The organism is Lachnoclostridium sp. An118, from assembly GCF_002160985.1.
In the GTDB taxonomy this organism is placed as follows: Bacteria; Bacillota; Clostridia; order Lachnospirales; family Lachnospiraceae; genus Claveliimonas; species Claveliimonas stercoravium.
The window spans coordinates 206,715-231,396 of the sequence record NZ_NFLQ01000004.1; the positions used below are offsets into that span (position 1 = coordinate 206,715).

General features: G+C 55.0%; 24 protein-coding genes and 1 riboswitch. Of the genes, 22 read left to right on the forward strand and 2 right to left on the reverse strand.

Going from position 1 to position 24,682, the window contains the following annotated elements; all coding sequences use genetic code 11:
• Positions 1-27: 27 nt before the first annotated feature.
• From B5E62_RS05435 to B5E62_RS05530, 20 genes are all read left to right on the forward strand, one after another.
• Positions 28-945, forward strand: a complete 918-nt coding sequence (locus tag B5E62_RS05435; protein ID WP_087173607.1) for an ABC transporter ATP-binding protein — start codon at positions 28-30, stop codon at positions 943-945.
• Positions 938-1,807, forward strand: coding sequence for a hypothetical protein (locus B5E62_RS05440; protein ID WP_087173608.1), 870 nt, complete (start codon positions 938-940; stop codon positions 1,805-1,807). The genes B5E62_RS05435 and B5E62_RS05440 overlap by 8 nt, the downstream gene beginning before the upstream one ends.
• A 50-nt stretch (positions 1,808-1,857) precedes the next feature.
• Positions 1,858-2,781: a sensor histidine kinase gene (locus B5E62_RS05445; protein WP_076778390.1), complete on the forward strand. Its 924-nt coding sequence runs from the start codon at positions 1,858-1,860 to the stop codon at positions 2,779-2,781.
• A gap of 118 nt (positions 2,782-2,899) precedes the next feature.
• On the forward strand, positions 2,900-3,928 hold the full coding sequence (locus B5E62_RS05450) for an ABC transporter substrate-binding protein (protein ID WP_087173609.1): 1,029 nt from the start codon (positions 2,900-2,902) through the stop codon (positions 3,926-3,928).
• Between the two features lie 49 nt (positions 3,929-3,977).
• Positions 3,978-4,083: riboswitch (TPP riboswitch) on the forward strand.
• Positions 4,084-4,344: 261 nt separating this feature from the next.
• Positions 4,345-4,539 carry a sulfur carrier protein ThiS gene (gene thiS, locus B5E62_RS05455; RefSeq protein WP_242957732.1) on the forward strand — a complete coding sequence of 65 codons (195 nt, stop codon included), beginning with the start codon at positions 4,345-4,347 and terminating at the stop codon, positions 4,537-4,539.
• 5 nt (positions 4,540-4,544) lie between these two features.
• Positions 4,545-5,183 carry a sulfur carrier protein ThiS adenylyltransferase ThiF gene (thiF, locus tag B5E62_RS05460; RefSeq protein WP_087173610.1) on the forward strand — a complete coding sequence of 213 codons (639 nt, stop codon included), beginning with the start codon at positions 4,545-4,547 and terminating at the stop codon, positions 5,181-5,183.
• Between the two features lie 77 nt (positions 5,184-5,260).
• Entirely contained in the window at positions 5,261-6,049 is a 789-nt protein-coding gene (locus tag B5E62_RS05465) for a thiazole synthase (RefSeq protein WP_087173669.1), read from the forward strand.
• Between the two features lie 28 nt (positions 6,050-6,077).
• The gene (thiH, locus tag B5E62_RS05470; RefSeq protein ID WP_087173611.1) at positions 6,078-7,295 is read left to right on the forward strand and encodes a 2-iminoacetate synthase ThiH; all 1,218 of its coding nucleotides are present in this window, start codon (positions 6,078-6,080) and stop codon (positions 7,293-7,295) included.
• A 7-nt stretch (positions 7,296-7,302) separates the two neighbouring features.
• A complete protein-coding gene (locus B5E62_RS05475; RefSeq protein ID WP_242957725.1) occupies positions 7,303-7,902 on the forward strand; it encodes a thiamine phosphate synthase in 600 nt (199 codons plus the stop codon).
• 78 nt (positions 7,903-7,980) lie between these two features.
• A complete protein-coding gene (locus B5E62_RS05480) occupies positions 7,981-8,256 on the forward strand; it encodes an acylphosphatase (RefSeq protein WP_087173613.1) in 276 nt (91 codons plus the stop codon).
• A 50-nt stretch (positions 8,257-8,306) separates the two neighbouring features.
• Complete coding sequence (locus B5E62_RS05485; RefSeq protein WP_087173614.1) at positions 8,307-9,029, forward strand: 4Fe-4S double cluster binding domain-containing protein; 723 nt, start codon at positions 8,307-8,309, stop codon at positions 9,027-9,029.
• A 129-nt stretch (positions 9,030-9,158) separates the two neighbouring features.
• Positions 9,159-10,655, forward strand: a complete 1,497-nt coding sequence (glpK, locus tag B5E62_RS05490) for a glycerol kinase GlpK (protein ID WP_087173615.1) — start codon at positions 9,159-9,161, stop codon at positions 10,653-10,655.
• Between the two features lie 163 nt (positions 10,656-10,818).
• Positions 10,819-12,057, forward strand: a complete 1,239-nt coding sequence (locus tag B5E62_RS05495) for a 6-phosphofructokinase (RefSeq protein WP_087173616.1) — start codon at positions 10,819-10,821, stop codon at positions 12,055-12,057.
• 211 nt (positions 12,058-12,268) lie between these two features.
• Positions 12,269-13,324 carry an ABC transporter substrate-binding protein gene (locus tag B5E62_RS05500; protein ID WP_087173617.1) on the forward strand — a complete coding sequence of 352 codons (1,056 nt, stop codon included), beginning with the start codon at positions 12,269-12,271 and terminating at the stop codon, positions 13,322-13,324.
• Positions 13,296-14,060, forward strand: a complete 765-nt coding sequence (locus tag B5E62_RS05505; RefSeq protein ID WP_087173618.1) for an ABC transporter permease — start codon at positions 13,296-13,298, stop codon at positions 14,058-14,060. The genes B5E62_RS05500 and B5E62_RS05505 overlap by 29 nt, the downstream gene beginning before the upstream one ends.
• A gap of 32 nt (positions 14,061-14,092) precedes the next feature.
• Positions 14,093-14,734, forward strand: a complete 642-nt coding sequence (locus B5E62_RS05510) for an ATP-binding cassette domain-containing protein (protein WP_087173619.1) — start codon at positions 14,093-14,095, stop codon at positions 14,732-14,734.
• Between the two features lie 25 nt (positions 14,735-14,759).
• A complete protein-coding gene (locus B5E62_RS05515; protein ID WP_087173670.1) occupies positions 14,760-16,190 on the forward strand; it encodes an MATE family efflux transporter in 1,431 nt (476 codons plus the stop codon).
• A gap of 154 nt (positions 16,191-16,344) precedes the next feature.
• Positions 16,345-17,895, forward strand: a complete 1,551-nt coding sequence (locus B5E62_RS05520) for a serine/threonine-protein kinase (RefSeq protein ID WP_087173620.1) — start codon at positions 16,345-16,347, stop codon at positions 17,893-17,895.
• Positions 17,880-19,733, forward strand: a complete 1,854-nt coding sequence (locus tag B5E62_RS05525) for an Ig-like domain-containing protein (protein ID WP_087173621.1) — start codon at positions 17,880-17,882, stop codon at positions 19,731-19,733. The genes B5E62_RS05520 and B5E62_RS05525 overlap by 16 nt, the downstream gene beginning before the upstream one ends.
• Positions 19,734-19,767: 34 nt before the next feature.
• Positions 19,768-20,808, forward strand: a complete 1,041-nt coding sequence (locus tag B5E62_RS05530; protein WP_087173671.1) for an alcohol dehydrogenase — start codon at positions 19,768-19,770, stop codon at positions 20,806-20,808.
• 70 nt (positions 20,809-20,878) lie between these two features.
• Here the strand turns inward: B5E62_RS05530 and B5E62_RS05535 are convergent, their stop codons facing one another.
• Positions 20,879-22,711 (reverse strand): GBS Bsp-like repeat-containing protein, encoded by a 1,833-nt coding sequence (locus B5E62_RS05535; protein WP_087173622.1) that lies wholly within the window; start codon positions 22,709-22,711, stop codon positions 20,879-20,881.
• Between the two features lie 249 nt (positions 22,712-22,960).
• Between B5E62_RS05535 and B5E62_RS05540 the strand changes: the two genes are divergently transcribed.
• Complete coding sequence (locus B5E62_RS05540) at positions 22,961-23,272, forward strand: DUF6809 family protein (RefSeq protein WP_143468807.1); 312 nt, start codon at positions 22,961-22,963, stop codon at positions 23,270-23,272.
• Here B5E62_RS05540 and B5E62_RS05545 read toward each other — a convergent pair.
• On the reverse strand, positions 23,256-23,576 hold the full coding sequence (locus B5E62_RS05545) for a helix-turn-helix domain-containing protein (RefSeq protein WP_087173624.1): 321 nt from the start codon (positions 23,574-23,576) through the stop codon (positions 23,256-23,258). The two genes, B5E62_RS05540 and B5E62_RS05545, sit on opposite strands and share 17 nt — an antisense overlap.
• 249 nt (positions 23,577-23,825) lie before the next feature.
• On the opposite strand from B5E62_RS05545, the gene B5E62_RS05550 reads away from it, so the two are divergent.
• Positions 23,826-24,680: a zinc ribbon domain-containing protein gene (locus B5E62_RS05550; protein WP_087173625.1), complete on the forward strand. Its 855-nt coding sequence runs from the start codon at positions 23,826-23,828 to the stop codon at positions 24,678-24,680.
• Positions 24,681-24,682 lie beyond the last annotated feature (2 nt).

The window sequence follows — 24,682 nt, forward strand, 5'->3', positions numbered from 1 at the left end:
CAGATCGAGAGAAAAGGAGTGAGAAATATGAGTGAGATGCTGCTGCAGACAAGAGCATTGACAAAACAGTACGGCAGGCACAGGGCAGTAGACCAGGTGAGCATGCATATAAAGAAGGGGGCGATATACGGTTTTATCGGCAGGAACGGAGCGGGCAAGACCACTACCCTGCGGATGATCAGCGGTCTGGCCTCCCCCACGGCGGGAGAGATCGAGCTGTTCGGGTGCAGGGGCCGCGATCTGAGCCGGGTACGCTCCAGGGTAGGCTGCCTCATCGAGGGGCCGGGCCTCTACGGAAGCATGTCTGCCAGAGACAACCTGAAAATGAAGAGCATGCTCCTTGGCGTGTACAAGAGGGGATACGAGGAGGAGCTTCTGGATATCGTGGGCCTTGGGGGCGTGGGCAAGAAGCCGGTGAAGAGGTACTCCCTGGGCATGAAGCAGAGGCTGGGCATCGCCCTGGCCCTGGTGGGAGAGCCGGACCTGCTGGTCCTCGACGAGCCCATCAACGGCCTGGACCCACAGGGGATCGCGGAGGTGCGGGATACGGTGCTGAAGCTGAACAGGGAAAGGAATATGACGATCCTCATTTCCAGCCATATCCTGGAGGAGCTCTCCAAGATAGCCACAGACTACGGGATCATCCACAACGGGACTCTTCTCCAGGAGTTGACGAACGAAGAGCTGATGGAAAAATGCAGCGAGAGGCTGGAGGTCACACTGGATGACCCGGAGCGGGCTGTTCCGGTGATGGACCGCCTGGGAATAAAACGATACCAGGTGGCAGACAGGGAGCACATCTACATTTTTGAGAGGCTGGAGGAGAGCGCGGCGCTCAACATGGCCTTCGCAAAGGCAGGAATCCCTGTGCGGGGCATCTCTGTCACAAACGGGGAGCTGGAGACCTATTTCTTAAAACTGACAGGAGGCGGCGCAGATGCTTAATATGATAAAAATGGAAATATATCGGATGCTCCACACAAGGAGCGCCTATGTGATCCTCATCGTGCTGACGGGGTGCGTGCTTTTTACTAATATCATGAGCCGGGATGAGTATCGGGCAGACACAAGGAAGGCGGCCGAGGCATCGGTGGATATGGTGCAGGTGAGTCCCTCCTCGCCGGATGAGAGCGGGGAGGAGACGCCCAACCTGGGTATGACTGTCACTCTCCCCACCACACCTGGAGAGCAGGTGACTGTGTTTGACCTGTTTGCGGCAAATATACAGGGGCGATTTATAGCTCTTTTTATTGCTATATTCACGATTTTGTTTTCCGGGGCGGACATGAGCAGCGGCTATGTGAAGAACACAGCGGGGCAGGTGAGGAGCCGGGCGGCCCTTGTGGCGGCCAAGGCGGTGGCTGTGATGGTGTACACAGTGTTTACCATCCTCTTTTTCGTGGCCATTGAGGCGATTTCTGATGCCTTGCTTTTTGGAACCCTGGCCTGGGGTGACCCGGGAGAGTTCCTCCCTTATCTGGGAGCGCAGACAGCACTGCACTGTGCCTTTATGGTGGTCCTGTGTGCCCTTACAGTGATCATACGGAGCAGTGTGCTGAGCATGGTGCTGGGGGTGCTGCTCTGCCAGAACCTGGCTATCATCCTGTACGGTGGGGCGGAGACACTGCTGCGCAGGATGGGGGCTGGAGATGTTGACATTATCTCCCACACCATCACGGGAAAGATTGCCATGCTCCCCCTGGCGCCCTCCGCGTCAGACGTGACAGGAGCGCTGCTGACAGCGGCCCTGTTCCTTGTCCTGTCGGCAGGCCTGGGGGCTCTCGTGTTCCAGAAGAGGGATGTGTAGGGGACAGGAGAAGTCAACAGGAGGAGCATTTACAGAAGGAGAGAGACAGGATGTTGACTATTATCCTTATAACAGGTATCGTGATCCTGGCGGTAGTGCTGTGGAAATACCAGCGGCAGATGAAGGACATCTGCCGCCAGATTGCGTTCCTGCGGGAGCACGACAGCAATATGCTCATCACGACCCAGATCCGGGCCGGCGGGGTGGGCGAGCTGGCAGAAGAGCTCAATGAACTATTGCTGGAGATGAAAAGTGAACACAGAGAGTACATGGAAAAGGAGGGAGAGATTGCCCGCATCTACACGGACCTGTCCCACGATATCCGCACGCCTCTCACCTCCCTGGACGGGTATTTTCAGCTCCTCCGGGAGACCAGAGACCCGGAGGAGCAGGAACGGTATATCCGCATCATCCAGGAGAGGATTGGCAGTCTGAAGGAGATGCTGGAGGAGCTGTTCACTTACACGAAACTCCAGGGCGGGCGCTATGAAATAGAGAGGACAGCCTGCCGGCTGAACCGGATCCTGAAGGAGACGCTGTTTTCCTACTACGAGGAATGGCTGGCGCTTGGGATCAGACCGGAGTTTTCCATTCCTGAGGAGGAAATCTGTGTGGAGGCAGACCCCCGTGCCCTCAGGCGGGTCATCCAGAATCTCATTAAGAACGGGATGGACCACGGCGAGAAGAAGATCCGCATTGCGCTCAAGAGGCAGGGGGACAGGGCTGTCATGACCTTTGCCAACCAGGTGTCCTGTCCGGACAAGATTGATACAGAGCATGTGTTTGACAGGTTCTACAAGGCAGATGAGGCAAGGAGCCGGACCTCCACGGGCCTGGGCCTCTCCATTGCCAGAGAGCTGGCCCGCAGGATGGAGGGAGATATCGCCGCTCGCATGGAGGAAGACTGGTTTGTGGCTGAGGTGCAGCTTGCGGCGCTGCCATGTGGAGCAAAGGGGTATACAGAGGACGTGTGAAAAGAAAATAAAAAAGGGCTTGACTTTTCTGCGTATCTCTGTATAATTTATTTCATAAATACTTTAGTGCTATAAAGTGTAGAAGTTTTAAGCGATAAAGCGACAGGAGGAAAAGGACATGAAGTTAAAAAAGGTAACAGCAATCTTACTGACAGCAGTCATGACAGCCGCACTTGCAGCCTGCGGAAGCAGCTCAGGAGACAGCTCTGGAAGCAGCTCAGGAGACAGCTCTGGAAGCAGCGGAGATGACGCAGGCGGAAGCGGTACATATACTATAGGAATCTGCCAGCAGATGGAGCATGCGGCTCTGGATGCGGCCACGGAAGGGTTTCAGGATGCCTGCCGGGAGCTGTTTGGCGAGGACAATGTAGAGTTTGACGTGCAGAACGCACAGGGAGAGCAGACTATGTGCTCCACTATCGTCAATAATTTTGTTTCTTCTGATGTAGATTTAATTCTTGCCAACGCTACCCTGCCTCTCCAGACAGCAGCCCAGGCGACGTCAGACATCCCGATCCTGGGAACTTCCGTTACTGATTATGGCAGCGCGCTGGGAATAGATGACTGGACAGGAGCCACGGGAGTGAACATTTCAGGGACAAGCGACCTGGCGCCCATCGAAGAGCAGGAGGATATGCTGCTGGAGCTTGTGCCGGAGGCGCAGACAGTGGGGATCCTTTACTGCTCCGCAGAGTCCAACTCCAAGTACCAGGCAGAGCTTTTTGAGGCAGAGCTGGAGGCGGACGGCATTTCCTACAAAGAGTACACAGCTGCCGACTCCAACGAGATACAGTCTGTGACTCAAAACGCGGTGGAGGAGTGCGATGCCATCTACATCCCCACGGACAACACCATGGCGTCCAACACCCAGATCATCAACAATATCTGCCTTCCCGCCAAGGTCCCGGTGATCGCGGGAGAGGAGGGCATCTGCAGCGGCTGCGGCGTGGCCACGCTCTCCATCAGCTACTACGACCTGGGATACCAGACCGGCGAGATGGCATACAAGATACTGGCAGAGGGAGAAGACATTGCATCCATGGAGGTGGAGACAGCGGCCCAGGTGACGAAAAAGTACAATCCCGCTATCTGTGAGGAGCTGGGCATCACCATCCCGGAGGGATATGAGGCCATAGAAGCCGAGTAGAGGAAAAGCTATTGACTTTTCCTGGCAAAGTGGGTATATTGGAACATGTAAATTGCATAGGGGGAGCTTGTAGACAGGCTGAGAGGAAGTTGGGAACTTCGACCCGGGAACCTGATTTGGATAATGCCAACGTAGGGAAATAGATGAGAGACTGCGGGAAATGGCATGATGCCATTTCCCTTTTCTTATTTTGCGGGCAGGTCAGGAAATTTACAGACAACAGAACAGGGCAGGACCATGTGAGTGAACAGTGAATGGATAAGGACGGTTCACGAAGGGGTGCACCACCGCGGGTGTATTCTTTCGTGAACCTTTTTTATGGGAAATGAGGGGGAGCCTGCCGCGGGCAGGCAGTCCCGCACCTGTCACGCACAGGGGGCCTGCGGAGAGGAAAGGAGGGGACCATTTTGATCACAGTGCGCATAAACGGGCAGGAGGAGAGCTTTACTGCCGCACTTTCTGTCAGTGCGTTCCTGGAGGCGAAGGGCTACAGGACGGACCGGGTGGCGGTGGAAAAGAACGGAGCCATCGTGCCCAGGAGGGAATATGAAAGCTGCCTTATCAACGACAGGGATACACTGGAGGTCGTAAGCTTTGTGGGAGGAGGCTAGAGAGAATGGGGGATATCAGGATAACAGAAGAGGAGATGCGTCAGGCCCTCAATGGCCGCCACACGGAGGGAGTCCAGTCCCGCATCAGCGCTGCCCGGGTGGCGGTGGCAGGCCTTGGCGGTCTTGGGTCCAACATAGCAGTCAGCCTTGCCAGGATCGGGGTGGGACGTCTTCATCTCATTGATTTTGACCGCGTGGATGTGACTAACCTGAACAGACAGCAATATTTTGCTGACCAGGTGGGGATGTACAAGACAGAGGCGCTCCGGGAAAACCTGCTGCGCATCAATCCGTGGCTTGAGCTGCGGACGGACTGCCTGCGCGTGACAGAGGAGAACGCGGCAGCGCTGCTGCGGGATGACATGTACATATGTGAGGCCTTTGACGATGCCGGGAACAAGGCAATGCTTGTCCGGGAGGTGCTGGAAAAGCTGCCGGGGACATATCTGGTGGCAGCCAGCGGCATGGCCGGATACGGGGACGGCAATGCGATCCACACAAGGAGGGTTTCCTCCCGCTTTTACCTGTGCGGGGATGAGACTACCGAGGCGGCCGCCGGACGGGGGCTCATGGCACCCAGGGTGGCCCTGTGTGCAGCACACCAGGCCAACATGGTGCTGCGGCTCATACTGGGTGAGCGGTAAGGGGCTGTATGGTTTGTGCCGGAAGAGACAAAGAGGAAGGCGCCGGCCTCCTGAAGGGCGGCGGGAAAGGAGAAAAAATGGAGATACATACAGATAGTAAAACGGATACATGGAAGTTGGGAGACCACACATTTACGTCCAGGTTTATCCTGGGGTCGGGGAAATATTCCCTGGAGCTGATCCGGGCGGCGGTGGAGCACGCCGGGGCCCAGATCGTCACCATGGCCCTGCGCCGGGCCAACGAGGGAGGACTGGCCAACATCCTGGACTACATACCGGATGGCGTGTCCATCCTGCCCAACACCTCGGGGGCCAGGAACGCCCAGGAGGCAGTGCGCATTGCCCGCCTGGCAAGGGAGGTCTGCGGCAGTGACCTCATCAAGATCGAGATCATGCGGGACACCAAATACCTGCTCCCGGATAACTATGAGACGGTCAAGGCCACGGAAATCCTGGCCAGGGAAGGGTTTACCGTCATGCCCTACATGTACCCGGACCTGAACATGGCCAGGGATATGGCAGATGCGGGGGCAGCCTGTATCATGCCTCTGGGGGCTCCCATCGGGTCCAACAAAGGGCTGTGCACAAAGGAATTTATCCAGATCCTCATCGATGAGATAGACCTTCCCATCATCGTGGATGCCGGGATAGGGAGACCCTCCCAGGCCTGCGAGGCCATGGAGATGGGGGCCGCCGCCGTCATGGCCAACACGGCCATTGCTACATCCGGGGATATCGCGGCCATGGCCGGCGCCATGAAGCTGGCTGTGGAGGCGGGACGGGCCGCCCACCTTGCAGGGATGGGAGGTGTCCGGGCAAAGGGAGGGAGCGCTTCATCGCCTCTCACCGGATATCTGAGAGATTAACAGCTGACACAGAAGGAGGCATGCGGAAATGAGTGCAGAAAACCATGTAAATGAAAGCATTTTAAGTGATGAGATACGGGAGCACCAGAGGGAGAACCGGATCGACCATATGACCTACCTGCCGGATATGGAGGATATCGGCTCAGAGGTGATGGACAGGGTCATCTCCGAGATGGAGCTCTATGACTATGACAGCTACACAGAGGCCGACGTGCGCAGAGCCCTCGGAAGGGACAGCCGGTCCCTGGAGGACTTCAAGGCCCTCCTCTCCCCGGCGGCTATGCCGCTCCTGGAGGAGATAGCCCAGGCCGCACAGGCGGAGACCAGGAAGCATTTCGGCAATTCCATCGCCATGTTCACGCCGGTGTACATCGCAAATTATTGTGAAAATTACTGCATTTACTGCGGATTCAACTGCCACAACAAGATAAAGAGGGCCCAGCTTGACGAGGCGGAGATGGAGAGAGAGTTTGCGGCTGTCGCAAAGACCGGACTTCAGGAAATCCTGCTCCTGACCGGGGAGAGCAGGAAAAAGTCCACAGTGGAGTATATCGGAAGGGCCTGCCAGATTGCCAGGAAATATTTCCGGGTCATCGGCCTGGAGGTCTATCCCATGAACTCGGACGAGTATGCCTACCTGCAAACATGCGGGGCGGACTATGTGACAGTCTTCCAGGAGACCTATGATTCAGATAAGTATGAGACCCTCCATCTGGCGGGGCACAAGAGGATTTTTCCCTACCGGTTTAACGCCCAGGAGCGAGCGCTCCTGGGAGGCATGAGAGGGGTGGGATTTGCCGCTCTCCTGGGACTGGATGACTTCCGGAAGGACGCGTTTGCCACGGGCATGCACGCCTGGCTCCTGCAGAAGAAATATCCCCACGGGGAGATCGCCTTCTCCTGCCCCAGGCTTCGGCCCATCATCAACAATGACAGGATCAATCCCATGGATGTCCACGAGGCACAGCTCCTGCAGGTGGTGTGCGCCTACCGGCTCTTCATGCCCTTTGCCAGCATCACCATTTCCAGCCGGGAATGTGCCAGAGTCCGGGATAACCTGGTGCAGATCGCTGCCACAAAGATTTCGGCGGGAGTCAGCACCGGTATCGGGGAGCACGGAGAGGAGGTCGCGGACAAGGGGGACGAGCAGTTTGAAATCTCAGACGGCCGGTCCGTGGATGAGGTCTACCGGGCTCTGGAGGCCAACCATCTGCAGCCCGTCATGGCGGAGTACATCTATGTGTAGGAAAGAAATGGCAAAGAGAGGCCTTCCGGATGAGGACGTCCTGTCCCGGGTGGCGGTGGTGACAAACCGCCATCTGGCCGCACGGCCCTACCTGGAGCAGATCCGCCGGGTCTGCCAGTTACATCCGACGGCTGTGATCGTGCGGGAGAAGGATCTGGAAGAGGAGGATTACGCCCGCCTGGCCGGACAGGTGCTTGCGGTCTGCCGGGAGTACCAGGTGCCCTGCGTATATCATACATACCCGGAAACCGCGCTGTATGCGGGGGTGGATGCCATCCACCTGCCGCTGGCGCTTCTGAAAAGATACAGGGAAGAAGGAATTTTAAAGGAATTCACCCATGTGGGAACATCAGTCCATTCTGTGCGGGAGGCTGAGGAAGCGCTGCGGCTGGGCGCCACCTGCCTGACTGCGGGGCATATTTATCTTACGGACTGTAAAAAAGGGCTGCTTCCCCGGGGAACCGCCTTTCTGCAGGAAATCTGCGCTCTGGTGGATGTGCCGGTGTGGGCCATCGGCGGTATACATATGGGCACGGGTCAGATGGAGGAAATCTTGTCCTGCGGGGCGACGGGCGGCTGCATCATGTCGGAGATGATGCGGATATAACTGGAAGGACTTGTCAGCCTGTGGAAAAAGAATTAGAATAAAAATAATACCTCAGATGAAAGAGAACAGGAGGAATATATGGCTGGAGTCAGAAAGAAATTGAATTTCCGCGGGAGAGTGCAGGGAGTGGGCTTCCGTTATAAAGCTAAATACCTGGCCCAATCCCTGGGGCTCACAGGCTGGGTGAGAAATGAGATGGACGGGACCGTGACGCTGGAGATCCAGGGGAGGCCCCAGCTTGTGGACAAGCTCCTGTACAGCCTGAACCATGACAGCTTTATCGAGATTGACTGGATCGACGGGAAAGACCTCCCGCTGGAGGAAGATGAGAAGAGCTTTAAGGTCCTGCTGTAATGTGAATACTTTTAAGTACTGCAATTCTGTAAGGTGAGGAGGGACAGGGCATGGAGGATACACTCTGGAAAGAACTGAAATCTGTGCTGGAGGATGAGGGGGCGGCGCTGGCAGGGTGCGGGGATCTGACCGGAATCATGTCCCGGCAGGAGCATACCCCGCCATATCCTGTGGGCGTGGCTGTGGCTGTCCCGGTTCCGGAAAAGATCGTCCGGCAGATCCAGGACGGCCCCACGCTGGAATACTATGAGACCTACCATTCCCTAAATCAGAAACTGAACAGGATCGTGCTGGCCGGAGAGGATTTCCTGAAAAGCCGGGGATTCAAAGCCTGGGCCCAGACTACGGACAGAGTCTGCCAGGATGAAAACTGGATCACGCCTCTTCCCCACAAAACAGTGGCCACGAGAGCGGGGCTCGGATGGATAGGGAAAAGCTGTATCCTTGTGACGGAAGCGTTCGGGTCAGCCATCCGCCTTTCGTCGCTTCTCACAGACGCTCCTCTTCCCTGCGGACAGCCGGTCACAAGTTCCCGCTGCGGCGCCTGCAGGGCCTGTGTGGATAACTGTCCTGCACATGCCTTGAAAGGGACACTGTGGAGTGCAGGCATGGACCGGGAGACATTGCTCGACAAGGATACCTGCTATAAGAAACAGGTGGAACTTATGCGGCAGCGCACCGGGATCGAGGCGGACTTGTGCGGAAAATGCTTTGTCGTGTGCCCTTATACCCGCCGCTATCTGGCAAGGGAAGACGCAGAAGCAGGCAGATAATTCAATAGGATAACAGACAATAAGGAAAGTATTCAGAGGTAAATACAAAATAACATACCAATTACTGCAATTCCGGACGTAATACTTTTAAAAAGTATTACGTCCGGAATTGCAAAAAGGAGGACAATTATGAAACAATTTGTGATGGCGCTGGACGCAGGGACGACCAGCAACCGCTGCATTTTATTTGACCGTCAGGGGAATATCCGCAGCGTGGCGCAGAAGGAGTTTACGCAGTATTTCCCGAAGCCGGGCTGGGTGGAGCACGATGCGGATGAGATCTGGTCGACCCAGCTTGGTGTGGCAGTGGAAGCCATGAGCAAGATAGGGGCCGAGGCGGCGGACATTGCCGCGATCGGGATCACCAACCAGCGGGAGACTGCCATTGTGTGGGACAAAAAGACAGGGGAGCCCGTCTGCAACGCCATTGTGTGGCAGTGCCGCAGGACGGCCGGCTTCTGTGATAAACTGATCGCGGACGGTCTGGAGGATATGGTACGGCGGAAGACCGGGCTCAAGATAGACGCCTATTTTTCGGCAACCAAGATAAAATGGATACTGGATCATGTGGAGGGTGCGAGACAGCGGGCTGAAAGGGGAGAACTCCTCTTTGGCACAGTGGAGACCTGGCTGATATGGAAGCTGACAAAGGGCAAGGTGCATGTGACAGACTACTCCAACGCGTCCCGGACCATGCTCTTTAACATCAACACCCTTCAGTGGGACGAGGATATACTGGAGCTTCTGGATATCCCGGCATCTATGCTGCCGGAGGTGAAGCCCTCCAGCTGCATTTACGGAGAGAGTGATGCCTCCTACTTCGGCGGTAGCATTCCCATCGGCGGGGCTGCCGGGGACCAGCAGTCAGCTCTCTTTGGACAGACCTGCTTCCGGGCCGGCGAGGCCAAGAATACCTACGGAACAGGATGCTTCCTTCTTATGAATACTGGTGAGAAACCGGTCTTCTCTGACAATGGGCTGCTCACTACCATTGCCTGGGGGCTGGACGGAAAGATAAATTATGCCCTGGAAGGTTCCATTTTCGTGGCGGGAGCCGCCATCCAGTGGCTCAGGGATGAGATGCGCCTGATTGATTCTTCCGAGGATTCCGAGTATATGGCCAATAAGGTGCCGGACACAAACGGCTGCTATGTGGTGCCCGCCTTCACCGGCCTGGGAGCGCCCCACTGGGACCCCTATGCCAGAGGGACCATCGTGGGCATTACGAGAGGAGTCAGCAAATACCATATCATCCGGGCGACACTGGAGTCCCTGGCCTACCAGGTAAACGATGTGTTGAAGGCCATGGAGGCGGATTCCGGGATTACACTGAGTTCCCTGAAGGTGGACGGAGGCGCCAGTGCCAATGACTTCCTGATGCAGGCCCAGGCTGACATCAGCAATGCACCTGTGAACCGGCCGAAATGCGTGGAGACTACAGCCATGGGAGCTGCCTACCTGGCCGGTCTCGCTGTCGGATACTGGAAGAATAAAGAAGAAGTGCTGCAGAACTGGGCCATTGACCGTATTTTCATGCCCGGCATCCCGGAGGAGGAGCGGGAGAAGAAAATAAGAGGCTGGAACAGGGCGGTCCGTTATTCCTACCACTGGGCAAAAGAGGAGTAATTGTAAAAATAAACAAAAAAGCATTCTTTTTATGGACATATATGGCCAAATATACTAAAATAGATATATTAAGAGCCTTGAGGCGGCCATAGGTGATGTCACAGTATACTGTGACAAAAGGGATGTGCTGTACCCGGGGCATAGAAGACGGAGGTAGCATAACATGAAACGAAATGTAATCGTAGGTCAGTCTGGCGGCCCCACGGCTGCCATCAATTCCAGCCTTGCGGGTGTGTACCGCACAGCAAAGGACCGCGGGGCCAATAAAGTGTACGGCATGCTTCACGGTATACAGGGACTTCTGCAGGAGAGATATCTGGATCTGTCAGAATATATCACCACGGAGCTGGATGCGGAGCTCCTGAAAAGGACCCCGGCGGCATTCCTTGGGTCCTGCCGCTTTAAGCTGCCGGAGATCCATGAGGACAAGGGAGTCTATGAGAAAATCTTTTCTATCCTTGACAAGCTGGATATCGAAGCCTTTATCTACATCGGCGGAAATGACTCTATGGACACGATCAAGAAGCTTTCCGACTACGCTATCGTGACCGGACATCCGACCCGCTTTATCGGATGCCCGAAGACCATTGACAATGACCTGGCGCTGACGGACCACACCCCAGGCTATGGAAGCGCTGCCAAATATATCGGAACCTCTGTAAAAGAGATCATCCGGGACAGCTTCTGCCTGGAGTACAGCAAGGGTCTTGTGAGCATTGTGGAGATAATGGGAAGAAACGCGGGATGGCTGACAGGAGCGGCAGCCCTGGCAAGGGGAGAGGACTGTGAGGGACCGGACCTGATATACCTGCCTGAAATTCCCTTTGACCTTCATGCCTTCAGCGATAAGGTAAAGGAGCTCCTCTCCAGGAAGCCCTCTGTTGTGGTGGCAGTATCGGAAGGCATCAGGACGGCCGATGGTACCTATGTGTGCGAGCTGGGAAGCAGTATTGACTTTGTGGATGCATTCGGCCACAAGCAGCTGTCCGGAACCGCCTCCTATCTCGCAAGCTTTATCGCCGGGGAGATCGGATGCAAGACCCGGGCTATCGAGCTGAGCAGCCTCCAGAGGTCCGCCTCCCATGCGGCCTCCAGAGTGGACATCCTGGAAGCCTACCAGGTAGGCGGTGCGGCGGTCAAGGCGGCCGATGAAGGGGACTCCGGGAAAATGGTAGTTCTCCAGAGACTGTCCGATGACCCGTACCAGTGCGGTACGGAGGTGAAGGACGTGCACAAGATCGCCAATGACGAGAAGCTGGTGCCAAGAGAGTGGGTCAACGAGGAGGGAACAGGCGTGACAGACGAATTTGTGGCTTATGTTCGGCCCCTTATCCAGGGAGATGTGTCTCCTGTCATGGTGGATGGAATTCCGAGACATCTGTTCAGACCCTACAATCTGTAAATAAAAAACTTTCTTTTGTATTACTTTAATGCTTGTTATGAAATCCCGCAGATGCTGAAATTTGCATTTGCGGGATTTTTGCAGAAAAGAAAAGAGTCGCTGCGGCAGGATATGCAGGCGTAAAAACAGTACTGTCGCCTTTACACCTTCGTTTTGCCGAGTTATAATATTTCCTGGACATCATTGAACGACAAAAGGAGGAACATAAATCATGAAAAAGAGAACGAAAAAGCTTGGCGCTATCCTGCTGGCCTTTGCCATGACCGCATCCATGCTGGCGGGCTGTGGCAGCAGTCCGGCTGACAGCGAGGGAGAAGAGCAGACCCAGAGTGAAGTGGAAGAGGCGCAGAGCAGTGAGCCTGTGGATGTGAACGTGACAGCCCTCAAGGGGCCTACAGCCATGGGCATGGTCCGGATGATGGACGATGCGGATAACGGAAAGATTGACAACGAAAATTATCAGTTTACTATTGCGGCTTCTATTGATGAAGTGACACCGGCTATCTCTCAGGGAGAGACGGATATTGCGGCAGTTCCTGCCAATGTGTCCTCTGTCCTCTATAATAAGCTGGACGGCGGCGTGCAGGTCCTTGCCGTCAACACGCTGGGCGTCCTCTATATTGTGGAGAACGGAGATACAGTCCAGTCCGCGGCGGACCTGAAGGGTAAGACGATCTACGCCAGCGGCAAGGGAGCTACACCGGAGTACGCCCTCAACTACATCCTGGAGGAGAACGGCATTGACCCTGCGGCGGATGTGACGATCGAGTGGAAGAGTGAGCACTCGGAGTGCGTGGCGGCTCTGGCCCAGGATCCCTCCGGTATTGCCATGCTCCCTCAGCCCTTTGTGACGACAGCCCAGACAAAGGATCCGGACCTGAGAGTTGCTCTGGACCTGACAGAAGAGTGGGATAAGGTCCAGGAGGATGCGGAAAATCCGAGCGCTCTCCTCACCGGTGTGGTGATCGCAAGGACAGAGTTTGTCCAGGAGCATCCGGAGGCAGTGTCCGACTTTATGGAGAGATACAAGTCTTCCGTTGAGTTTGTAAACGAAAACGTGGAAGAGGCAGCCCAGCTTGTCGGAAGTTATGATATCGTCACAGCGGAGGTTGCCCAGAAGGCCATCCCCGCATGCAACATCGTCTGCATCACAGGGGACGAGATGCAGGAGAAACTGTCCGGATATCTTGCTGTCTTAAATGAGCAGAACCCGGAAGCTGTAGGAGGACAGCTGCCAGATGAAGATTTCTACTACACCCAGGAATAAGATAAGACTGTGGGCAGTCCTTGTCTGGCTGCTCATCTGGCAGGCGGTCAGTATGTGCATCGGACAGGAGATACTTCTTGTATCTCCTGTCACTGTTGTCTCTACCCTTTTTGAGCTGGCCGTCACAGGAGAGTTCTGGCTCTCCATTGCCTCCTCCATGCTGCGGATCGTGGGCGGATTTATGCTGGCTGTGGTCCTGGGGGTGGCTCTTGCGGGGCTCTCGGCGGCATCGGTGCGGCTGAGGGAGCTCCTCCTCCCCTTTGTGGTGACCATCAAATCCATTCCGGTGGCGTCCTTTGTCATCCTCGTCCTTATCTGGGTCTCCTCCCGGAATCTGTCCGTGCTGATCTCCTTCCTCATGGTATTCCCGGTAATATACACGAACGTGCTGGACGGCATCAGCCAGATGGACGGGCAGCTCCTGGAGATGGCGCAGGTCTTTGACATCCCGTTTGGAAGGAGGCTGCGGAGCATTTACGTCTCCCAGGTCCTTCCCTATTTCCGGGCCGGCTGCTCCCTGGCCCTGGGGCTCTGCTGGAAGGCGGGCGTGGCGGCGGAGGTCATCGGCATCCCCCAGGATTCCATTGGAGAAAACCTCTACAATGCGAAGATCTATCTGGATACTCCCAGACTTTTTGCCTGGACCCTGGTCATCATCTGCATCAGCGTCCTCTTTGAAAAAGGCTTTTTGAAGGCCGTGGATTGTCTTGTCCGGCGTCTGGAGAGGATGGGATAAGCCATGCGGCGGACAAAGAGAAAGGAGAACATATGCCTGATATCACAAATATAAGTAAAACCTACGGAGAACACAGGGTGCTGGATCATTTCTCCTTCCGCATGGAAGAAGGAAAGACGACCTGTATCATGGGCAGGTCCGGCTGCGGAAAGACTACTCTCCTTCGCATCCTTATGGGGCTGGAGAAGCCGGACGACGATTTTGGCGGGCACAGTGAGCTGGAAGCCCTGAAAAAGAGCGCTGTTTTCCAGGAGGACAGGCTGTGTGAAAATCTCAGCGTCATGGCCAACATCCGTCTCACCTGTCCGGACAGGACAAAGGCGCAGGTGCTGGAAGAGATGGGGAGAGTGGGACTGGAGGGATGTGAGAGCCAGCCGGCCCATGAGCTGTCCGGCGGCATGAAGCGCAGAGTCGCCCTGCTCCGGGCGCTGCTGGCTCCCTGTGACATCCTGTTCCTGGATGAGCCCTTCAAAGGGCTGGACGAGGAGACAAAGAAAAAGAGCATTGTCTATACAGCAGGAGCATGTCAGGGAAGGACTGTACTATTTGTGACCCACGACGAGAGAGAAGCCCGGCTCATGAGGGCTGCGGCGGTCATTTCCATGGACAAAGAAGCGGCAGACAGCAGGGTGAGCCTGGCCGGGGAAAATGAAGCCTGCTGTAGGGAAGGATAACACAGACAAGGAGAAAAGAGACAGAATGAACAAAACAGTACATACACAGGAAAATCCGCTGGGATACAAGAGCATACCGGAGCTTTTGCGGAGCTTTGCCATCCCCAGCATCATCGCAATGGTGGTGAGCTCCCTCTACAATATCGTGGACCAGATCTTCATAGGACAGGGGGTTGGTTATCTGGGAAATGCGGCCACCAATGTGGCCTATCCTCTCACCACGATCTGTCTTGCCATCGCTCTTCTCATCGGTATCGGCAGCGCCTCTCGTTTCTCCCTCCACCTGGGGGCGGGGGAGAAGGACAAAGCGCGCCGGGTGGTGGGGAACGGCATCAGCATGATGGTGGTCTTCGGAGTCGTTTATGCGGTGCTGATAGAGCTGTTCCTGCATCCCCTTCTGCTTGCCTTCGGGGCCACGACAGATGTGATGCCCTACGCCGTAGACTATACAAGGATCACTGCGCTGGGCATGCCCTTCCTCATCGTGACCAACGGCATGAGCAACCTGGCCAGGGCGGACGGCAGCCCCAAATATTCCATGACATGCATGCTCATAGGGGCCGTGGTCAACACCATCCTGGACCCGCTGTTCATCTTTGCTTTTCACTGGGGCGTGGCGGGCGCTGCCTGGGCCACGGTCATCGGTCAGGTCTGCTCCTTTGTGGCCGCTGTGCGGTATATAGGGAAATTTAAGAACATTGAACTGAAGAGAGAGGATATACGCCTTATCCCCCGGGAGTGCCTGACAACAGCCTCTCTGGGTATGAGCAACAGCCTGAACCAGGTGGCTATCACATTTGTGCAGATCGTGCTGAACAATTCCCTGACCTATTACGGAGCCTCCTCCCCCTACGGGACGGACATCCCTCTGGCAGCCTGCGGGATCGTCATGAAGACAAACGCCATCCTGCTGGCGTTTATCATAGGGATATCCCAGGGGAGCCAGCCTGTCATCGGCTTCAACTACGGGGCAAAAAAGTATGACCGGGTGCGTGGCACCTACAAGCTGGCGATCTGCGTCAACCTGGCTATCTCCGCGGTGGGATTTGTCCTGTTCCAGTTTTTCCCCAGGCAGATCATCTCCCTCTTTGGGACAGGGGATGAGCTGTATTTTACCTTTGCGGTGCGCTTCATGCGTATTTTCCTGTTCATGATCATCGCAAACGGCGTGCAGCTTATCTCTTCCAACTTCTTTGCTGCTATCGGAAAGCCGGTGAAGGGCCTGCTCCTGTCCATGACAAGACAGGTCATCTTCCTCATCCCCCTGCTCCTGATACTCCCGGTCTTTTTCGGGCTGGACGGCATCATGTTCGCAGGGCCTGTGGCGGATTCCATCGCCTTTGTGACCACGGTCATCCTTGTGGGGAGGGAACTGGGGCATATGCGCCGGCTCCAGGAGGAGCAGGCAGAGGAGAGAGGACAGAGTGCTGCCTGTCCGCCACGGTCTGAAAAATGAGACTGAAATTCACATAATTTTGTCTTGCGTTTTCCCCCGGTCTGTGCTACTATCTGTATAAGCTTCAAAAAGCGGTCGCTTTTTTATTCTTCGGCGCTTCGCCGGACTAATTCCTTTTCAACGCAGAGTTATAGTACAGGCCGGAGGTGTGTATATGGAACAGCAGACAGAATACGACATTCTGAAACTTGTGGAAAACCAGGGGCGGTGTTATGTCAGTTCGGACTGCATGCCAGGCGATCTGCTGGCATCCTGTCTGAAATACCGCCCCAGCCTGCCAAGAGAGCAGCTCCTTGGGTGGATGCTTCAGATCCTTGAGGAGCTGGAGAAATTTCATCGGTGCAGGGGAAATCCCTGTTATCAGTACGTAAATCCCTACAGCATGATAGCAGGGGAGGACGGGAGGATCCATCTTCTGGACCTGTCCTCACCGGGACAGCAGGAGCTCAGGAAGAAGCTGACGCGGAGGAGCATACGGGAGAGCTTCCTGATGCCGGACAACCAGTATTGTCAGCGGGAAAGCCTGGCGGACGACATATACGGGATAGGGCGGACCTTTCAGTATATGCTGGCAGCAGTGGAGACAGACCCGCCCATCAGGGGGCGGACAAAGCGAAGGCTGCGAAAGATCATTTTCAGGTGCCTCATTCAGACTCCTGGTCAGGAGGAGAGAGGCAGATCCAGGAAACAATATCATTCGGTTCAAGAGATATCAGAACAATTTCCAAGAGACAGACAGGAGATAAAAAGGACAAAAAAGGTCATGGTCGTCGCTGCGGCGGCAGTCTCTTTTGCTGCAGTAATGGTCATGATAGCCAAGGAGAGCCCGGGCAGGAGCCTTCAGGACAGCTCCGGGGAGAGCCTGCGGGGTGAAGGTTCGGAGGACAGCCCGCAGGAGGACTCCCGGACGGGGGCAGAGGCGGAGAAAGAAGAGGAGACGCAGGCGGAGGATCAGATGAAATTTGACATGGCCATGCTCTATTTTCTGGAGCTTGAGGACTACCGGGAGAGCCGGAGACTGTTCCGGGAGGCAGCTCCCGGCAATCCTCTGGCAGACGATTACGTGGAGCTGTCCGCCTGCATGCTGGAAGCGGACCACATGGATGCGGAAGAGCTGAGAACGCTCCTGCAAGAGATGCAGGAGAAGATACCGGACAGGGAAGACGGCAGATACTATCTCTCCATCCTTCGGGGCTACGGTCTTTTGGAGAAGGACGGGGTCAAGGAGGAGGTCATCCGCCTGGGAGAGCAGCTTTTCGCTCTTCAGGACTGGATGGAGACGGACAGGGACCATGAGAAGGAAAAGGAGGCCAGATGGATGCTGGCCGGAGCCTATGAGTCGGCGGAGGAGCCGGAAAAGGCGGCAGAGCAGTACGAGTACATACTGGAGCTGGAAGAGGAAGAGGGGGTGCGGGAGCAGATATACAGCAGCCTGGTCTCCCTCTGCACAGAGAGCGGGGATGCTGAGGCGGCCTGGGAATACTGTCAGAGAGGCCTGGAGGAGCTGACAGGCTCTGCGCTCCTTCGTATCCAGTATATCCGGATGCAGTGCGCCTCGCCGGAGACAGACAGGCAGGTCTGTGCCCAGACGATACAGAAATTTCTCCGGGAGGTCCCAAAGATAGCGGAAGAGCCGGAGTTTAAGAAGCTGCAGGAAGAATATGAGATCAAAGTGGAGGGTGAGGAAGTATGGGTAGGAAAATAGCAGTCCGGCTCCTTCTGCTGGTGCTCCTTCTGGCTGCTCTGTACGGGCAGCAGGAGATATTTGCCCGGGAGGACAGTCAGGGAACACATGCGGAGAGGGAGGATACAGATGACCTTGAGGGAGGCGGAGACGAGGATGAGCAGACGAAGGCAGATACGGACCACTCAGACCAGGAGGGACAGGAGGAGACGGAGCAGGAGCAGCCCCCGGAGGGGGATGGAGATGACACTCAGGAGAAGCCGCCTCTTCCGTATGAGGTTTCATATGGGGAGCCGGACGGGGAAGAGCAGTACTATACAGTGAAACCCCAGGTGACGATCCTCCATCCGGGGGAGACAGGGGAGACGGTCTATATTCTGGAAAATGCCGCCGGAGCTTTGACCGAAGGCCGCATCAGCCAGCCGGGCGGTCAGGCTGTCATAGAGCCGGAGGCCTTCGGTGAGGGGGAGAACCGGCTCCGGGTCTGGACGGAGTACGCACCGCCGGACGAGGAGATCCAAACCCTCTATGAGAGGGAGCTCATATTTAAAATAGATACATGCCCGCCCTCCCTGGACATGTGGGTGGAAGGGGGAGAAGGCTGGCATCAGTATCAGGCTGATGTCGGATACAAAGTGGAAGAAAACAGTGTGGGAAGCGGGATAAAATACATTGCATACTATGTAAATGGACAGGAGCAGGAGCGGACGGGACAGGAGATGGGGACATTCACGATACGTCAGGCATCCAGGGGCGGCCAGGGTATCCCTGTGTCGGCCGTGGCCTGTGACCAGGCCGGAAACCGGACATATCGGGATATGCAGGTGTATGTGGACGACACCCCTCCCACTGTGGAAATCAGCGGTGTGCAGGACTATTCGATCACCAGCAGGGATGTCCAGGCGCTTTTCTCCGCTGCTGATGACAACGGACTGGCCTCCTGCAGCGTGCAGACGACCCGGACTTCCCCGGAGGGGGAGGAGACCGTGCTGGAGGAGGGAGAGTGGAATGAGGAGACCGGACGGAGACAGGCGAGTCAGGTCTTCAGCCAGGATGGCATTTATCGGCTGTGGGTCAGGGCTGTCGATGGGGCGGGGCTGCAGTCGGAGGCAAGAGCCCAGGTGATCGTGGATAAGCAGAACCCTGTGATCGCCTATGTGGATGAAATGGACGGTACCTGGGTGAAGGAGTTTTGCTGGGACAGGCCCGTGGCGGAGATATTTACCGATTTTACCAGCTATACCTACAGACTGACGCTGGACGGTGTTCCTTATCTTCCCGGACAGACAGTGAAAAAGGAGGGCAGGAGACTCCTGGAGGCTGAGGCGGTGGATGCGGCAGGTAACCGTTCCCGGGCAGCGGCGGCGTTCGTCATCGACCACACGCCGCCGGAAATCCTGTTTGAGGGCGTGGAAAACGGCGTGGCGTATGAAGAGCGCAGGACCTGCACAGTCCGTCTGGGAAACAGCTCTGACCGGATAAAGGAGATCCGCATCAACGGGGAAAGGCAGGCGCTGGAGACGGACACAGACGAGTACAGCTGTACATTTGAGGAGCACCAGGTATACAGTATCCGTGTGACAGCTGTGGACAGAGCGGGAAATGAGAAGGAGGAGGCAGTGATGTTCCAGGTGGTACCAAAGCAGACGCTGGTGGACCGGCTCCTGTCCCCTGCCAGGCAGTCCCTGGGACTGGAGGAGGATGGCTTTAAGCGGGAAGAGGAGGAGACAAGAGAAGGTGCGACGGGAGAGAGAGCAGGGGACGCTGTGCTCCCGGCCGCGGCAGCTGCCGCTCTGCTGCTCCTTATCCCTCCCTGCGCTGCCCTGGTCAGACGTATCGCAAAAAAGAGGGGAGTGTGATAGAATGGACTCAAACAGACAGGGAGGGAGAAAAATGCAGGCAGTCGTATACAGAGGAGAAGGAGAGATCGGCATGGAGGAGCGGCCTCTTCCGAACATAGAGAAGGAGACAGACGCTATCCTCCGGGTGACCCTGACTACCATATGCACAAGCGACCTTCATATAAGAAATGGAGCGGTCCCCAGAGCGGTGCCGGGAGTCATCCTGGGGCATGAGTTTGTGGGTATCGTGGAGGAGACAGGGCAGAAGGTGAGGAATGTTCGTCCCGGGCAGCGCGTGGCGGTCAATGTGGAGACCTTCTGCGGGGAATGCTTTTTCTGCAAAAGAGGATTTGTCAACAACTGTGAGGATGAAAACGGCGGATGGGCGCTGGGCTGCAGGATAGACGGGGGACAGACGGAGTACGTGCGCATCCCCTTTGCGGACCAGGCCCTGACGCCCATACCGGACCAGGTGACAGACGAGCAGGCTCTTTTTACCGGGGATCTGCTGTCCACCGGGTACTGGGCGGCAAAGATCGGGGAAATAGAGGCGGGGGACACAGTCCTTGTGCTGGGCGCCGGACCTGCCGGCCTGTGCGCTATGATGTGCGCAGCCCTTTACAGTCCTGCCAGGGTCGTGGCGGCAGACATAGATGAGAGCAGACTGGAATTTGCCCGCAGGCACGGCCTGGCGGACGTCTTCCTGGACCCGTCCAAAGTCTCTGTGCCGGACGCTCTGAGGGAGTGTACGCAGGGCAGAGGAGCGGATGTGGTCATTGAGGCGGCGGGAGGAAAGGACAGCTTCCGGCTTGCCTGGCAGGCGGCAAGGCCCAACGCTGTGGTAGTCATTGCGGCCATGTACGAGGAGGACCAGATCCTTCCCCTGCCCCGGATGTACGGAAAAAATCTGATCTTCAAGACAGGGGGCGTGGATGCCTGCAGCTGCAGGGAGATACTGGAGCTGACAGCTCAGGGCAGGCTGAAGGGGGACTGTCTCATCACCCACCGGGCACCCCTGTCGGAGGCCATGGAAATGTACCGGCTGTTTGAAAAGAAGGAGGATGGAGTCATGAAAGTGGCGCTGACCCCGTAAGGGGCAGCGCCGTAAAAAAGCGGGAGCCGCAGGGGTCCCGCTAAATGGTTCTCTTTTCATATGTTTGGCCTTAATCTACATAGCCTGTGGCCTGCCCGATCGAATGGGGAACGCCGGTGCTGTCTATCACATAGGCGTCAATGTAGTAGACGCCAAGCTTGAAGCCGTAGTTGGCCACATTGATGTTGGCGCCGTAGCTTCCGTCTTCCCGCGCCTCCAGCTGTATCCACTGCACATCGCTCTGGTCCTCATTGGTCCAGACCGCGATCTGTACGCTCTGTACTTCGTCCGGCAGGTTGGCCAGGTCTGTCACGGTGACGGGAATGCCCCCGATGTCCCGCAGATAGGGGTCCGCGTAGACAGTGCCTGTGGGAACCCTTCCCTCCCGCTCCATCAGTGACTGGGAGTCATAGTTGATATTTGCCAGCTCCTCGATGAGCCGGGAATTTTTCTTCAGCTCCGTCTCCTCGTTTTCAATGCCGAAGCGCTCGGTCAGAGTGGGCTCAGAGGAGAAAAGATTGGTCCCCAGCCCCAGGCGATTGCCCTCGATCTGTGCGCCCAGAGCGGCCAGAGTGGTAGGAAACTGGTCAAAGGTGGTGAAATCCCGTCTCGTCTCCGTCTCCTTCCGGGCCGCGGCATTGATGTAGGCGGTGTAGGTCTTCCGGGTGTGATCGCTGTCGATATCCTCGCAGTAGTCGCTGTCCATGGTGGGATGGTCGCCGCAGAGGACAATGGTGGTATTTTCGTAAAAATCCTGCTGCTGGAGCCACTGGATGAAGGCGGACACCTGCCGGCTGGAGCAGCGCATGACGTTGGAATACTGGTCATCGCCGTAGAGCTGCGGACAGCTCTCGCACACATACCCGTCCTCAAAGTGGGTGTCCACGGTCAGCATGGTGAGGTTAAAGGGCTCCGGCTGGGCGGCCAGCTCTGTCACCTTCTGCCTGGCAAACTCAAAGAGTCTTGCATCCTCATAGCCCCACCATACATAGTAGTCCTCCGGGATGAGACCGTTCTGCACTGCGTATTTGTAGTCCATCATCTCGTAGTTTCCATGTTCGGTGAAGTACAGCTCCCGGCCTCCGAAAACCGCGTCGGAGCCGATGAGGAGAGTCTGGGAATAGCCCTGGCTTTCCAGGATGTCGCCCAGTGTCACAGCTCCGGCGAAAAAGCTGGTCTGAGTGTCCATGTTATTTCCGTCAATAGAGACGCTCAAGGGAAGCCCCGAGGTCTGGGCGAACATGGCGCCGATGGTCCAGGTCGTGCCGGGCATGGAGTATCCGCCGTTCAGTTCTTCCGTCTCTCCGGAAAAGTCTTCATTTTCCTGGGCAATCCGGGTCAGCTCCGGTATCACATTGCGGGAGAAAGCGCCTCCGCTTTGGGTATCGGCGTATGTGGTCTCCATGGACTCCAGAAAGATGTAGATGAGATTTCTCTTCTCCTGGGGGAAGGTGATCTCCACGTCCACCGGACTTACATAGTTGTCATCGATAAAAGTGGAGTAGGCGCCCCTGTCTGCCACGTAGTTTCCCACATCCAGATCCTGCCAGGCTCCTCTGACCGACAGGGTGCAGACAGATACAGACAGGACGATGGCCCCTGCCAGGATGGCATAGTAGCGCTTCTTTTTGCGTGAAGCGGCAAAAAGTACGAGGAGGACAAGGAGGATGATGAGAGCCGGGACAATACATGTGTCGATATATTCCCTGATCATGGCATCGTTTGTGCCTTCCAGAGGAGACGTCAGATGGTAGATGAGCTCGTCCATCGTCAGGTTGCTCCATGTGTCGAACATCCAGTTCAGGCTGCAGGTGATGACCGTGGCAAGGACTGCCAGCAGCACGGCCAGTATCGTGAACAGGATCCGAAGGAAGACTTTTATAAAAACAGACAATTTTCTCATTTTTTACACACATTTCTCCTGGATTTTACATTTCTTAACCTACTCATTATAAAAGGTTTGAGGTGGGGCTTCAAGAAAAAATCTCTAAAATATGTGAAAATACAGTGATACCTGGAAAGCACAGGGCGGGATACCCCTGTGCTTTTTTCTGCCCGTGGGACAGATGGAAAAAGAGCGGATTCTTCGGATTTTTTCACTTTTATAGGCAGGATGACAAAGGATGTCACATGCGTGCAGTAAACTGGAGCTGTGAAGAAAGGAGGAGAGGCGGCATGCCGGCCTGTGGATATTATGGATGAGAGGATCAGGGAAATATACGAGGCCTGTGTCCGGAATTCAGAAGGAAGAGATACAGTGCGCCGGGTTGTAGACAAAGAGATTATGGAGCTTTTTGAGGGGAAAAAGGAAGAGGTGGACTGGAGAGAGATTGAGGAGTACCGGGACGAACTCTTCGCAGTCGCAGACATGGCGGAGAGAGCGGGATTTATCAGAGGCTTTAAGTACGGAGCCGGCCTGATGGCGGAATGCCTTGCCGGAGACAAATCTATCTCAAAACCCTGATGATCTGAAGGATCTGCTCCTTTGTCCTGTCGCTGCAGCCCTGGAGCTCAGATAAGATCTCGTGATCCAGAGCGGAGGAGGCCTCTGTATACTCGTCGGAAAGGACGTAATCGACTGTGACGCCGAGGGCGTTGCATATCTGGAGAAGGGTAGAGAGGGATACCTTTACCCGGTTGTTTTCTATATTGCTGATATGGCTGGTGTTCACATCCACCATATTGGCAATATATTCCTGGGTAAGACCTTTGGATATACGGATTTTTTTGAGCTTCTGGCCGATTTTTTCAAAGTTGATATCCTTCATTTTGCATCACCCCTTTTGTTATATGATTTAATTGTAATTATTTTATAGTTATAGTATAATTAGTTATAACTATAAAATTATTAGTTACAAACAAATAATCGCATGAAATGTGGACGAAGTCTTAGAAAGGGGGATATACATATAGACTATTTATTACCAGAGACATTTTGGGGGATGAGAGTTGGAAATCAACCGACAGTGTATTTGAAAATGAGGAAGAAGCGATAGAAGAAAAATTATGTAATATAAATGGAACGGGAGAAAAAAGTGTATTGCAAAAATTGTGGAAAAGAAATTGAGGAAGGTTGGAAGAATTGTCCGTACTGTGGAATTCAGATTTCAGATGTAGAAGAAGCTGTTGAGCGACCAGCAGATACAGAAGAGGAAACAGAGAAGGATTTATTATTCGTTAAAGCGCTGTTTAAAGCTCATCCGGTTAGAGCTGTTTTATGTATTCCGATCATTTTGTATGTTATCATACGACTGCTTGGCATTGAAATGGATCACATATTTACGGGATTTATTCAGTATTTCTTCGAGGCATCTGTCTGTGTGCTGGCAATATATCTCATATATGGGCCTATTAATTATAAAACAGTAAGTGGAAAAGTTACGACTTCTAAGATTTTATTTGAGATAATAGCAAGTATTATCTTTTGGTACATTTTGGCTTCTGTATTTGTTCCTGGTGGGGATACTGATGCTGAGCCAACATCTTCATCAGGAACAGCCGTTGTGGAGGAGCAGAAAGATGATCAGAAGCCTTCTGAGCCTGCCGGTGAGATGACATTGGAAGAATATCTGAATAGTTGTATCAGCGTAACACAGGAAGAACTGAACAGAAACCCGGACACATATATTGGAAAAAATATATTGCTGGAAGGAGATTTCTCTATAGTGGCGGACAGCATTATTATTGGGCTTTGGGATGGTCAGGGAGGAGTTGAAGTAAAGTATGATGGCAAATCTGCCTATAATGCAAACGGAGAACAGGTTGGAAATGTGATTTCGGGTGACTATGGATATGCGGCAGGGATCTATAGAGGAGAAGATCAGTTTGGAACACCATATATGGATGGGGTTATTATTATTCTGGGTGAATAAAG

Bases quoted from the DNA above. Each gene is read 5' to 3' on its own strand.
- B5E62_RS05435 (WP_087173607.1), top strand. From the start codon at position 28: ATGAGTGAGATGCTGCTGCAGACAAGAGCATTGACAAAACAGTACGGC.
- B5E62_RS05440 (WP_087173608.1), top strand. From the start codon at position 938: ATGCTTAATATGATAAAAATGGAAATATATCGGATGCTCCACACAAGG.
- B5E62_RS05445 (WP_076778390.1), top strand. From the start codon at position 1,858: ATGTTGACTATTATCCTTATAACAGGTATCGTGATCCTGGCGGTAGTG.
- B5E62_RS05450 (WP_087173609.1), top strand. From the start codon at position 2,900: ATGAAGTTAAAAAAGGTAACAGCAATCTTACTGACAGCAGTCATGACA.
- thiF (WP_087173610.1), top strand. From the start codon at position 4,545: ATGGGGGATATCAGGATAACAGAAGAGGAGATGCGTCAGGCCCTCAAT.
- B5E62_RS05465 (WP_087173669.1), top strand. From the start codon at position 5,261: ATGGAGATACATACAGATAGTAAAACGGATACATGGAAGTTGGGAGAC.
- thiH (WP_087173611.1), top strand. From the start codon at position 6,078: ATGAGTGCAGAAAACCATGTAAATGAAAGCATTTTAAGTGATGAGATA.
- B5E62_RS05475 (WP_242957725.1), top strand. From the start codon at position 7,303: ATGGCAAAGAGAGGCCTTCCGGATGAGGACGTCCTGTCCCGGGTGGCG.
- B5E62_RS05480 (WP_087173613.1), top strand. From the start codon at position 7,981: ATGGCTGGAGTCAGAAAGAAATTGAATTTCCGCGGGAGAGTGCAGGGA.
- B5E62_RS05485 (WP_087173614.1), top strand. From the start codon at position 8,307: ATGGAGGATACACTCTGGAAAGAACTGAAATCTGTGCTGGAGGATGAG.
- glpK (WP_087173615.1), top strand. From the start codon at position 9,159: ATGAAACAATTTGTGATGGCGCTGGACGCAGGGACGACCAGCAACCGC.
- B5E62_RS05495 (WP_087173616.1), top strand. From the start codon at position 10,819: ATGAAACGAAATGTAATCGTAGGTCAGTCTGGCGGCCCCACGGCTGCC.
- B5E62_RS05500 (WP_087173617.1), top strand. From the start codon at position 12,269: ATGAAAAAGAGAACGAAAAAGCTTGGCGCTATCCTGCTGGCCTTTGCC.
- B5E62_RS05505 (WP_087173618.1), top strand. From the start codon at position 13,296: ATGAAGATTTCTACTACACCCAGGAATAAGATAAGACTGTGGGCAGTC.
- B5E62_RS05510 (WP_087173619.1), top strand. From the start codon at position 14,093: ATGCCTGATATCACAAATATAAGTAAAACCTACGGAGAACACAGGGTG.
- B5E62_RS05515 (WP_087173670.1), top strand. From the start codon at position 14,760: ATGAACAAAACAGTACATACACAGGAAAATCCGCTGGGATACAAGAGC.
- B5E62_RS05520 (WP_087173620.1), top strand. From the start codon at position 16,345: ATGGAACAGCAGACAGAATACGACATTCTGAAACTTGTGGAAAACCAG.
- B5E62_RS05525 (WP_087173621.1), top strand. From the start codon at position 17,880: ATGGGTAGGAAAATAGCAGTCCGGCTCCTTCTGCTGGTGCTCCTTCTG.
- B5E62_RS05530 (WP_087173671.1), top strand. From the start codon at position 19,768: ATGCAGGCAGTCGTATACAGAGGAGAAGGAGAGATCGGCATGGAGGAG.
- B5E62_RS05535 (WP_087173622.1), bottom strand. From the start codon at position 22,711: ATGAGAAAATTGTCTGTTTTTATAAAAGTCTTCCTTCGGATCCTGTTC.
- B5E62_RS05545 (WP_087173624.1), bottom strand. From the start codon at position 23,576: ATGAAGGATATCAACTTTGAAAAAATCGGCCAGAAGCTCAAAAAAATC.
- B5E62_RS05550 (WP_087173625.1), top strand. From the start codon at position 23,826: ATGGAACGGGAGAAAAAAGTGTATTGCAAAAATTGTGGAAAAGAAATT.